Below are 11,538 nucleotides of genomic sequence, written 5' to 3'. Positions count from 1 at the left end.
CCTGTGGGGTGCGGGGCGGAGCCCCGAAGCGGGGGTTGGGGGCGCAGCCCCAGAACACCCCGGCTTCGCCGTCATCACCCACCAAGCCCGTCCGGCGTTCGAGGACGGGGCCGCAGGCCGCTCTCGCCATAGGCGACAACGGCGCGCGCCCCGACGGGTCGGCCGGAGCGCAGTGGAAGCGTCAGGGGAGCTCTATCCCCAGGTCCAGGCCCTGGTGGACGTCGGCGCAGAGGCATGTGCGCTCTTCCGTCTCCGGGAGAGCGCACACCGCCGCGAAAAGGACATCCCGCAGGCGGCCCACGTTCTGGGCGAAGACGCGCATGACTTCCTCGTGGGAGACGCCGTCGCCGGTCTCGGCACCCGCGTCGAGGTCCGTGACGAGGGACATGGAGGTGTAGCAGAGGCCGAGCTCGCGGGCGAGGACGGCCTCCGGGTGGCCGGTCATGCCGACGACCGACCAGCCCTGGGCCGCGTGCCAGCGGGACTCGGCGCGGGTCGAGAAGCGCGGGCCCTCGATGACGACCATCGTGCCGCCGTCCACCACCGGGTCCCACCCGTGACCGCGCGCGACGGCCACGGCGACCGCGCGCCCGGCCGGGCAGTACGGGTCGCCGAACGTGGTGTGCACCACGTTCGGGACGGTCCCGTCCGGCAGCGGCTCGCCGTCGAAGAAGGTCTGCGTGCGGTTCTTGGTGCGGTCCACGAGCTGGTCCGGCACCAGCAGCGTGCCCGGTCCGTACTCCGGCCGCAGCCCGCCGACCGCGCACGGCCCGAGTACCTGGCGGACGCCGACGGAGCGCAGGGCCCACAGGTTGGCGCGGTAGTTGATGCGGTTCGGCGGCAGGTGGTGGCCGCGCCCGTGGCGGGGCACGAAGGCGACCTTCCGGCCGGCCAGCTCACCGATGAACAGCGAATCGCTCGGTGCCCCGTAAGGCGTCTTGACGGTGACCTCGGTCACGTCCTCCAGGAAGGAGTAGAACCCCGACCCGCCGATCACGCCTATTTCCGCCCGAGCGGTACCCATGTCGACCATGCGGCCCACCCTAGCGGCGGCCCTCCACGGCGAAGAGCCCGTCGCCCCTCCGGGGAGGGGCGACGGGCTCAGGAGTGCTCGGGGCGCCGTGCCGCGTCAGGCCGCGGACGTACTGCTCGCCGTGGTCGTGCTCGACGACGTCGAGGAGGACGAGGAGGAGTCCGAGCCGCTCTTCGGGGACGAGGACGGCGTGGACGACTTCGCCGGCGTGCTGCTCGACGACGTGCCACGGCTGTCGTTCCGGTAGAAGCCGGAGCCCTTGAAGACGATGCCGACCGCGGAGAACACCTTCTTCAGGCGTCCGTCACAGCTCGGGCAGACGGTCAGGGCGTCGTCGGTGAACTTCTGCACCGCCTCGAGGCCCTCGCCGCACTCGGTGCACTGGTACTGGTAAGTCGGCACTTGCTCCTCCTGGCACTCTCACTCGATGAGTGCTAACGACGGTCCATAGTGCAGTATTCCGGCGCCTCAGTCCACCGATACCGGCTCGCGGTGACCCACCCCACGTGCGGCGATGAGCGATTCGCCCTTCGGGGTCAGCGCCTTGCGCAGCGTGAGCAGGACCACAGCGGCCACCGCCGTACCGACCAGCGGGATGAGGAAACCGGAGCTCGCGGTGTGGGAGTCGATCACCCGGCCGCCGATGCTGGCACCGGCCGCCTGGCCCAGGCCCACCGCGCCGGTCAGCCAGGTGAAGGCCTCGGTACGGGCGGTCGGCGGGACGAGCGACTCGACCAGCGTGTAGCCGGTGATGAGCGCCGGGGCGATGCACAGGCCGACGAGCAGGCCGAGACCGCCCAGCAGCGGCATGGCGTGCGCGGCCCACAGCGGGGTGGTGGCCAGCACCAGCAGCGGGTAGGCGACCAGCAGGCGGCGCTGCGGGCTGACCTTCCAGGCGACCGCGCCGCAGATGAGGCCCGCGATCATGTTGCCGGCCGCGAACGTGCCGTACATCAGGCCGTTCATGCCGGGCTCGCCCAGCTCCTTGGTGAAGGCCGTCATCGACACCTGCATGCCGCCGAAGACGGAGCCGATGCCCAGGAAGGCCACCACCAGGACGCGGACGCCGGGCACGGAGAGGGCGGAGCCGCCCTTCTCGTGGCCCGCGGCCATGCGGCTGGGCTCGGGCTGTGTGCGCCGCTGGGAGGCGAAGAGCAGGCCGCCGACGAGCGTCAGCGCGGCCTCGGTGACGAGACCGGCCGCCGGGTGCACGCCCGTGCACAGGGCGGTGGCCAGCACCGGGCCGATCACGAACGTGAACTCGTCGGTGACCGACTCGAAGGCCGCCGCCGTGGACATCAGCGGCGATCCTCCCCCAGACTCCGTCCGGGAGGTGCCCCCAAGCTTCGCCGCCCACCGCGCGCGGACCATCGGCCCGATCTGCGGGGTGGAGGCACCGGCGGGCACGGCCGCCACGAACAGGACCCACAGCGGGGCGTCCGTCAGCGCCAGGGTGATCAGCAGGGAGATGGCCGCGGCGTGCACGACCACGCCGGGCAGCAGCACCTTGGCCTGCCCGAAGCGGTCCGCGAGCTTGCCGCTCTGCGGGGCGAACAGGGCCATCGAGACACCCGCGGTCGCGGACACGGCGCCCGCCGTGCCGTACGAGCCGGTGGTGTGCTCGACCAGCAGCAGGATGCCGATGGTCAGCATCGCGAACGGCTGGCGGGCCAGAAAGCCGGGCAGCAGGAATGTCCAGGCGCCGCGGGTGCGCAGCAGCTGGCCGTATCCGGGTCGTGCGTCGGCGGGTTCGTTGACCGTGTTCGTCACGGCCGGCGCCTTTCCGCCGCCTGGTAGCGCGCACCGCACGGCGGACACCGCCACGGTGCGCGCCGAGAGCTGTCCTCGTCGCGCAGGACCGTGGTAGATACCGCCCGGCCGCCTTGTCGCGCGGCCGCGGCCGCCGTGCGGTCGCGCCAGCTCTGCATCAGGCAGAGTTGGTTCGGTTCTGAACGATTGCGAAGTAAAGAGATTACTTCTCCCTCAGCGTACCTGCTGTCCCCAGCCAGCCCGCAAGCTTGCCGCCCTCGCCCACGGCACGCAGCCGCTTCTCGGTCGCGTCGCGCACCGGGTCGGTGGCCACCACCAGCAGTTCGTCGCCCCGCCGCAGCACGGTCGTGGGCCCCGGCACGAAGCTCTTCCCGTCGCGTACGACGAGGGTGACCGCCGCGCCCGCGGGCAGCCGCAGCTCCCCGACCTCCACGCCGTGCATCTTCGAACCCTCGGGCACCGCCACCGACAGCAGGTGCCCGCGCAGCCGCTCCAGGGGCGCCGATTCGATGCCCAGGTCCTCGGGCTCCGTCTCGCCCAGCCTCAGCCGTCTGGCCAGCCAGGGCAGCGTCGGGCCCTGCACCAGGGTGTAGACGATCACCAGCACGAAGACGATGTTGAAGATCGTGCGGCTGTCGTCCACGTCGGCCACCATGGGGATGGTCGCCAGGACGATCGGTACGGCTCCGCGCAGGCCCGCCCAGGACAGCAGCACCTTCTCCTGCCAGGGCGTACGGAACGGCGCTGTGGTGAGGAACACGGACACCGGACGGGCCACCACGGTCAGCACCAGGCCGACGATGAGCGCGGGCAGGATGTCGTCGCCCAGCTCGTGCGGGGTGACGAGCAGGCCGAGCAGCACGAACATGCCGATCTGGGCGATCCAGCCGAGCCCCTCGGCGAATCCCCGCGTGGCGGGCCAGTGCGGCAGTTTGGCGTTGCCGAGTATCAGCGCGGCGAGATAGACAGCCAGGAAGCCGGAGCCGTGCAGCATCGCGCCGCCCGCGTAGGCGGCCGTCGCGATGGCCATCACGGCGATCGGATAGAGGCCGGAGGCGGGCAGTGCCACATGCCGCATCGTGTACGCGCCGAGGAAGCCGACGGCGAGACCCACGGCCGCGCCGATCGCCAGCTCCAGAGCGATCTTGCCGACCAGGAGGTACCAGCTGTCGATCGGTCCTGCCGTCGAGAAGGCGACCACGAGGATGACGACAGGGGCGTCGTTGAAGCCCGATTCGGCCTCCAGGACACCCGTCAGTCTGCTGGGCAGCGGAACGTTCCGCAGTACGGAGAAAACGGCGGCAGCGTCGGTGGACGACACCACTGCGCCGATGATCAGGGCCTGGCGCCACTCCATGCCCGCCAGGTAGTGCGCCGCTGCCGCGGTGATGCCCACGCTGAGGGCCACGCCGAGGGTCGAGAGCACGGCAGCCGAGGGGAGCGCGGGCTTGATCTCGTGCCACTTCGTGCCGAGACCGCCCTCCGCCAGGATCACGACGAGGGCGGCGTAACCGATCACCTGGGTGAGGCCGACGTCGTTGAAGGAGACGCCGATGCCGTCCTGTCCCAGGGCGACGCCGATGCCGAGGTAGATGAGCAGGCTGGGCAGCCCGCTGCGCGAAGAGATCCGTACCGCCGCCACTGCGACGAGCAGCACGAGGGAGCAGATCAGCAGGAGTTCGTTGAGGTGGTGGACAGTCAGGGGCCGGTCCCTTCACGAGTCTTGCCACGGATATCGGCCGAAACGTTCCTCCGGCCAATCGGCACTTCGTTTCCTAACCTAATATTTTACGGGTTCTTGACGCGTGATAGTGGCCACAGCGACGTACGTCACTGTCCCGCACCACTCCGCGTCCGGGCGGTCCCGGCCCTGCGCCTATGGTTGCTTCAGCACTCCAGGACCCACCCTGCCCCTTTAAGGACAGCGATGCCGCCCAACAAGACCGGCCCTTCCGGCAAGAAAGCCGGTAAGAAGAAAGGCCGCCGCGCACGCCTGCTCGTGATCACCCTCGTGCTGCTGATCGTGGCGGGCGTCGGCTTCGGCACGTACTGGGGCGTCAGCACCGTCCGTGCCTCTTTCCCGGAGACCAGCGGCACGCTCCAGCTCAAGGGGCTGTCCGGGCAGGTCAGGGTCGCGCGTGACGGGAACGGCATCCCGCAGATCTACGCGGACAACGCCGAGGACCTCTTCCGCGCCCAGGGCTTCGTCCAGGCACAGGACCGGTTCTGGGAGATGGACGTCCGCAGGCACCTGACCGCGGGCAGGCTCTCCGAGATGTTCGGTGACGGCCAGGTCGAGACCGACGCCTTCGTCCGCACCATGGGCTGGCGCAGGGTCGCGCAGGAGGAGTACGACACCAAGCTGTCGGCCACCACCAAGAAGTACCTCCAGGCGTACTCGGACGGCGTCAACGCCTACCTCAAGGACCATCAGGGCAAGTCGCTGTCCGTCGAGTACGCGGCCCTGGAGTTCCAGAACGACTACAAGCCGGAGAAGTGGACCCCGGTCGACTCCGTCGCCTGGCTCAAGGCCATGGCCTGGGACCTGCGCGGCAACATGCAGGAGGAGATCGACCGCTCCCTCGCCGCGAACCGGCTGACCCCCCAGCAGATCGACCAGCTCTACCCGGCGTACCCGTACGACCGGAACAAGCCGATCGTCGACGGCGGCGCGGTCAACCAGGTCACCAAGGAGTTCGACCCCAAGGCCGACCCCGCCACCAACCCGCAGCCCGGCGCGCAGAACGGCACCGGCGGCACCAACGGCACGACCGGCGCCCAGGGCGGCCAGACGGGCCAGACCGGACAGCCGGGCCAGGGCACCCAGGGCGGCGGCACGGCGGGCACCGGCCAGAGCGGCACGGGCGCGCAGAACGGCACGGCCGGTACGGGCCAGAACGGCACCACCGGCGGCCAGAACGGCACGGGCGGCACCACCGGGGCGCCCGGCGCCACGACCGGCGGCAGCGCCGGCGGCGGGCTGCGCAACGGCCTCTCCGCGCTCTCCCACACGCTGGACAAGATCCCGGCGCTGCTCGGCCCGTCCGGCAACGGCATCGGCTCGAATTCCTGGGTCGTCTCCGGCAAGTACACGACCACCGGCAAGCCGCTGCTCGCCAATGACCCGCACCTGGCCCCGCAGATGCCCTCGCTCTGGTATCAGATGGGCCTGCACTGCTCCAAGGTCAGCGCCGCCTGTCCGTACGACGTGGCCGGCTACACCTTCTCCGGCATGCCCGGCGTGATCATCGGCCACAACCAGGACATCGCCTGGGGCATGACCAACATGGGCGCCGACGTCTCCGACCTCTACCTGGAGAAGGTCACCGCCGACACCTATCTCTCCGACGGCAAGCAGAAGCCCTTCACCACCCGCAAGGAGACCATCAAGGTCGCGGGCGGCAAGGACCGCGAGTTCACCGTCCGGGCCACCGACAACGGCCCCCTGGTCTCCGACCGCAACACCGACCTGGGCAAGGTCGGCCAGACCGCGCCCGTGACGGACCCCGCGCCCGACCGGGCCGAGGGCTACGGTGTGGCGCTGCGCTGGACGGCGCTCGACCCGGGCCGGAGCATGGACGCCCTGCTGGACCTGAACAAGGCCAAGAACTTCACCGAGTTCCGCGCGGCCGCCGCCAAGTTCGAGGTGCCCTCGCAGAACCTGATCTACGCGGACACCCAGGGCAACATCGGTTACCAGGCCCCGGGCACCATCCCCGTCCGCAAGGGCGACGGCCGCTACCCCGCCCCCGGCTGGGACTCGTCCTACAAGTGGACCGGTACCGTCCCGCAGGCCGAGCTGCCCTGGGAGTACAACCCCGAGCGCGGCTACATCGTCACCGCCAACCAGGCCGTGGCCGACAAGCGGTACCCGCACCAGCTGACCTCGGACTGGGGCTACGGCGTCCGCAGCCAGCGGATAAACGACCTCATCCAGTCGAAGATCAAGGACGGGGGGAAGATCTCGATGGACGACATGCAGAAGATGCAGATGGACAACGTCAGCGAGATCGGCAAGCTGCTGACCCCCTACCTGCTCAAGATCGACGTCAAGGGCGACAACGAGCGCGAGACGAAGTACGTCCGCGAGGCGCAGAAGCTCCTGAAGGACTGGGACTACACCCAGGAGGCCGACTCCCCGGCCGCCGCGTACTTCAACGCCGTCTGGCGCAACACCCTCAAGCTGGCCTTCGGCAACAAGCTGCCGAAGGAGCTGCGGGTCAAGGACCAGTGCCTGCGGGTCCGCCCGGCAGGCGACGGGGCGCCGCAGGAGGACCTCGACGGCAACACCCGTCTCGTCCAGGAGTGCGGCGAGCGCGAGCCCGACTCGGCGCAGCCGGACGGCGGCGACCGCTGGTTCGAGGTCGTCCGCAGCATCATCGACAAGCCGGACGACGCGTGGTGGAAGACCAACGGCACGCGCAGCAACGCCAACCCCGGCGCGCGCAACCGTGACGAGCTGCTGGCCCAGGCCATGAAGGACGCCCGCTGGGAGCTCACCTCCAAGCTCGGCAAGGACGTCAACTCCTGGAGCTGGGGCCGCCTGCACCAGCTGAACCTGAAGAACCAGACCCTCGGCAAGGACGGCCCCGCCGTCGTGCGCTGGATCCTCAACCGCGGGCCCTGGAACCTCGCGGGCGGCGAGGCCGCGGTCAACGCCGCCGGCTGGAACGCGGCGGGCGGCTACGACGTGGTCTGGGTGCCGTCGATGCGCATGGTCGTCAACCTCGCCGACCTCGACAAGTCGCGGTGGATCAACCTCACCGGGGCGTCCGGGCACGCGTACAACGCCCACTACTACGACCAGACGGACAAGTGGGCCAAGGGCGAGCTGCTGCCGTGGGCCTACGGCCAGGACGCGGTGAAGAAGGCCACGGAGGCGGAGCTGACGCTCAAGCCGTAGCCGCTGCCGCGGCGGGCTGACCGGGCGGGGTTCAGGGGACGTGGTCCCCTGGCCCCGCCTTTGCCGTATCCGGGGCTCCGCCCCGGCCCTGTTGCGTGCGGCTCGGTGGGCCGGTCGCGGTCGTCCTCGCCGCGCCTACCGGGGTGCCTCTTGTGCTTCGCGCGCGGCTGCGGGCCGGTGGGGGCTGGTCGCGCAGTTCCCCGCGCCCCTGTCGGGGCGCAGCCCCGGGTCAGGGGAAGTGGTGTACGCCACTCGGGGTGACGGCAGCTGTCACGGGCTGGTCGTGGGGCTCCGCAGGGAGGCTCTGGACGACTTCCGTGTCGTACAGCAGGACCACCCTCGCCGGAGCCGCCCCGGCGAGGGAGAGGCGTTCCAGGGCGCGGTCGTAGGAGCCGCCGCCGCGGCCCAGGCGGAGGCCGCGCGCGTCCACCGCCAGCCCCGGCAGCAGCACCGTGTCCGCGGAGGCGATCGCCGAGGGGCCGAGCCGGGGCCCGTCCGGCTCCAGGAGGCCGCGAGCGGCCCGTACGAGGTGGTCAGAGCCGCGGTAGAGGGCCCAGTCGAGATCGTTGTCGGGGAGCAGGACCGGCAGGAGCACCCGTACCCCCCGCTCACGCAGTGCCTCCAGCAACGCGCGCGTGCCGGGCTCGCTGCCCACGGAGACGTAGGCTGCTACTGTCCCCGCCTCCGCGAGCTCCGGCAGCTCCAGGGCCCGCCGGGCGAGCGCGGCCTCGGCCGCACCACGGTCACCGGGGGTCAACCCCGCCCTCACCGCGAGGAAACCTCGCCGCAACTCGCCTTTCGCACCCTCGTTTTTGATCATTGTTCGTACAAACTCCCTGTCCCGGGTCATACTCGGTGGAGCCTCATCTTCCGCACAATCTCAACCGTTAGTGTTCGGCTCATGACTCATTCGCGTCCTCGGATCAGCAAGGCTGTCATCCCTGCCGCCGGTCTCGGCACCCGCTTTCTCCCGGCGACGAAGGCCACGCCCAAGGAGATGCTGCCGGTTGTCGACAAGCCGGCGATCCAGTACGTGGTGGAGGAGGCCGTTCTGGCGGGCCTGTCGGATGTCCTCATGATCACCGGTCGTAACAAGCGTCCCCTGGAGGACCACTTCGACCGCAATTACGAGCTGGAGGAGGCACTGCGCCGCAAGGGCGACGAGTCGCGGCTCGCCCGGGTACAGGAATCCAGTGACCTGGCCACGATGCACTACGTGCGCCAGGGCGACCCCCGGGGCCTCGGGCACGCCGTGCTGTGCGCCGCCCCGCATGTGGGCGACGAGCCCTTCGCCGTCCTCCTGGGCGACGACCTGATCGACGCGCGCGACCCGCTGCTGCCCAGGATGGTCGACATCCAGCGCAAGCACGGCGGCAGCGTGATCGCCCTCATGGAGGTCGATCCCTCCCAGGTGCACCTCTACGGCTGCGCGGCCGTCAAGCCCACCGACACCGACGGCGTCGTGCAGATCACCGGCCTGGTGGAGAAGCCCGACCACGCCGAGGCACCCAGCAACTACGCCGTCATCGGCCGCTACGTCCTCGACCCGGCCGTTTTCGACGTACTGCGCGAGACCGAACCCGGCCGCGGCGGCGAGATCCAGCTGACCGACGCCCTGCAGGCCCTCGCGGCCGAGCCCGGCCTGGGCGGGCCGGTGCACGGCGTGATCTTCAAGGGCCGTCGCTACGACACCGGGGACCGCGGTGACTATCTCCGTGCCATTGTCAGACTGGCATGCGAGCGTGAAGATCTAGGACCGGACTTCCGGGCCTGGCTTCGCCGTTACGTCACCGAGGAGATGTAGCACTTTGAGCAGAACCGCCGACACGGCCGCCGACACGCCCCGCGACCCCGCCGGGAGCGAGGAGCGCCTCTGGTCGGTGGACGAGCACCTCGACGACATCCTGGCCAGGATCAGGCCGCTGGAGCCGATCGAGCTGCAACTGCTGGACGCCCAGGGCTGCGTGCTCGTCGAGGACGTCGTCGTGCCGTCGGCCCTGCCGCCCTTCGACAACAGCTCCATGGACGGCTACGCCGTCCGTACGGCGGATGTCGAGGGCGCGAGCGAGAAGTTCCCGGCGGTGCTCACCGTGATCGGCGATGTGGCCGCGGGCAGCGGTGAGCTGCCCGCGGTCGGCCCGGGGGAGGCGGCGCGCATCATGACCGGCGCGCCCCTTCCGCCGGGCGCCGAGGCCATCGTCCCCGTGGAGTGGACGGACGGCGGTACGGGCGGCGGCCCGGCCACCGCCATGGCCGCGCACAGCGCGGCCCCCGAGGGCGCCGCGGGCGAGGTCCGCGTCCACCGGCCCGTGGCGGCCCGTGCGCACGTCCGCTCCCGCGGCAGCGACGTCAGCGCCGGGACCCTCGCCCTCCGCGCCGGTACGGTCCTCGGGCCGCCCCAGATCGGCCTGCTCGCCGCGATCGGCCGGGCCACCGTGCGGGTCCGCCCGCGCCCCCGCGTGGTCGTCCTGTCGACCGGCAGCGAGCTCGTGCCGCCCGGTACGGACCTCGCGCCCGGCCGCATCCACGACTCCAACAGCTTCGCCCTGACCGCCTGCGCCCGTGACGCCGGCGCGATCGCCTACCGCGTCGGGGCAGTCGACGACCATGCCGAGACCCTGCGTGCCACTTTGGAGGACCAACTCGTCCGCGCGGACGCGGTGGTCACCAGCGGCGGTGTGAGCGTCGGAGCGTACGACGTGGTCAAGGAGACCCTCTCCGAGCTCGCCGGGGACGACGGGAGCGTCGCCTTCCGCAGGCTGGCCATGCAGCCGGGCAAGCCGCAGGGCTTCGGTCGCATCGGCCCCGACCGCGTACCGCTGTTCGCGCTGCCGGGCAATCCCGTCAGCGCGTACGTCTCCTTCGAACTCTTCGTACGGCCCGCTCTGCGCGCCCTCATGGGGCTCGAACCCGTCGACCGCACCACCGTGCGTGCCGTCTGCGCCGATCCGGTGGAATCCTCGCCGGGGGGCCGCCGTCAGTTCCTGCGTGGCCGGTACGAGGACGGCAGGGTCACTCTGGTCGGCGGCGCCGGGTCCCATCTGGTGAAGTCGCTCGCCGATGCCAACGCGCTCATAGTCGTCCCGGAGGACACCACCTCCGTCGAAGCGGGCACCGAACTCGACGTGATCCTCCTCGGCTGACCGCGCCGCTGCGCCCGGCTCGCTGCCCGATACGGTGTCTGCCCGAACGGACCGGACCAGGAGAACGATGAGCAGCGCCCAGGACCCCCGCCGCCGGCCGACAGGCCTCACGCACATCGACAGCGCGGGCGCGGCCCGGATGGTCGACGTCTCCGCCAAGGAGATCACCGCCCGCACCGCCCGCGCGAGCGGCCGGGTACGGGTCTCGCCCGCCGTCGTCGCGCTGCTGCGCGGTGAGGGAGTCCCCAAGGGCGACGCGCTCGCCACCGCCCGGATCGCGGGCATCATGGGCGCCAAGCGGACCTCCGACCTGATCCCCCTGTGCCACCCTCTCGCCCTCTCGGGCGTCAAGGTCGACCTCACCGTCTCCGACGACGCGGTCGAGATCCTCGCGACCGTGAAGACCACCGACCGCACCGGCGTGGAAATGGAGGCCCTGACCGCCGTCTCCGTCGCCGCCCTCACCGTCGTCGACATGGTCAAGGCCGTCGACAAGGCCGCGGTCATCACGGACGTGCGGGTGGAGGAGAAGACGGGCGGAAAGTCGGGCCCGTGGCTCCGCGCCGATGAGGCGGAGGAGTCGGACGATTCCTCTGGGGCGGACGATTCTCCTGGGGCGGGCGAATTTCCCAGGGCGGACGGTGTGGCTGGGGCAGGCAGTGCGGCCGGGGCGGACGGTGCTGCCGGGG

The 11,538-nt window shown here is 71.0% G+C and carries 9 protein-coding genes; 4 read left to right on the top strand and 5 right to left on the bottom strand.

Annotated features, from left to right (window positions below; genetic code table 11):
- Positions 1-181: 181 nt before the first annotated feature.
- The 4 genes from K6I34_RS20625 to K6I34_RS20610 form a co-directional block, all read right to left on the bottom strand.
- Positions 182-1,033, bottom strand: coding sequence for an S-methyl-5'-thioadenosine phosphorylase (locus tag K6I34_RS20625; RefSeq protein ID WP_229327791.1), 852 nt, complete (start codon positions 1,031-1,033; stop codon positions 182-184).
- 96 nt (positions 1,034-1,129) lie between these two features.
- The gene (locus tag K6I34_RS20620; protein ID WP_229327790.1) at positions 1,130-1,435 is read right to left on the bottom strand and encodes an FmdB family zinc ribbon protein; all 306 of its coding nucleotides are present in this window, start codon (positions 1,433-1,435) and stop codon (positions 1,130-1,132) included.
- 66 nt (positions 1,436-1,501) lie between these two features.
- A complete protein-coding gene (locus K6I34_RS20615; RefSeq protein ID WP_229327789.1) occupies positions 1,502-2,803 on the bottom strand; it encodes an MFS transporter in 1,302 nt (433 codons plus the stop codon).
- A gap of 202 nt (positions 2,804-3,005) precedes the next feature.
- A complete protein-coding gene (locus K6I34_RS20610; RefSeq protein WP_374230979.1) occupies positions 3,006-4,505 on the bottom strand; it encodes a potassium/proton antiporter in 1,500 nt (499 codons plus the stop codon).
- A gap of 225 nt (positions 4,506-4,730) precedes the next feature.
- Between K6I34_RS20610 and K6I34_RS20605 the strand changes: the two genes are divergently transcribed.
- Positions 4,731-7,706 carry a penicillin acylase family protein gene (locus K6I34_RS20605; protein WP_229327787.1) on the top strand — a complete coding sequence of 992 codons (2,976 nt, stop codon included), beginning with the start codon at positions 4,731-4,733 and terminating at the stop codon, positions 7,704-7,706.
- Between the two features lie 229 nt (positions 7,707-7,935).
- On the opposite strand, the gene K6I34_RS20600 is transcribed toward K6I34_RS20605, so the two are convergent.
- Positions 7,936-8,526: a 5-formyltetrahydrofolate cyclo-ligase gene (locus K6I34_RS20600; RefSeq protein WP_229327786.1), complete on the bottom strand. Its 591-nt coding sequence runs from the start codon at positions 8,524-8,526 to the stop codon at positions 7,936-7,938.
- An 81-nt stretch (positions 8,527-8,607) separates the two neighbouring features.
- Here K6I34_RS20600 and galU point away from each other — a divergent pair, with 81 nt between their 5' ends.
- The 3 genes from galU to moaC form a co-directional block, all read left to right on the top strand.
- Positions 8,608-9,510 (top strand): UTP--glucose-1-phosphate uridylyltransferase GalU, encoded by a 903-nt coding sequence (gene galU / locus K6I34_RS20595; RefSeq protein WP_229327785.1) that lies wholly within the window; start codon positions 8,608-8,610, stop codon positions 9,508-9,510.
- Between the two features lie 4 nt (positions 9,511-9,514).
- Entirely contained in the window at positions 9,515-10,849 is a 1,335-nt protein-coding gene (glp, locus tag K6I34_RS20590) for a gephyrin-like molybdotransferase Glp (RefSeq protein ID WP_238489435.1), read from the top strand.
- 67 nt (positions 10,850-10,916) lie between these two features.
- On the top strand, positions 10,917-11,538 hold a 622-nt coding region (gene moaC, locus K6I34_RS20585; protein ID WP_374230978.1), incomplete at its 3' end, for a cyclic pyranopterin monophosphate synthase MoaC.

Source organism: Streptomyces sp. UNOC14_S4, from assembly GCF_020740835.1.
Lineage (GTDB): Bacteria > Actinomycetota > Actinomycetes > Streptomycetales > Streptomycetaceae > Streptomyces.
Note: the sequence above shows the minus strand (reverse complement) of the source record. Positions and strands in the feature narration are given on the sequence as shown.

Coding starts and splice junctions, on each gene's coding strand:
- K6I34_RS20625 (WP_229327791.1), bottom strand. CDS start 1,033: ATGGTCGACATGGGTACCGCTCGGGCGGAAATAGGCGTGATCGGCGGG.
- K6I34_RS20600 (WP_229327786.1), bottom strand. CDS start 8,526: ATGATCAAAAACGAGGGTGCGAAAGGCGAGTTGCGGCGAGGTTTCCTC.
- K6I34_RS20605 (WP_229327787.1), top strand. CDS start 4,731: ATGCCGCCCAACAAGACCGGCCCTTCCGGCAAGAAAGCCGGTAAGAAG.
- galU (WP_229327785.1), top strand. CDS start 8,608: ATGACTCATTCGCGTCCTCGGATCAGCAAGGCTGTCATCCCTGCCGCC.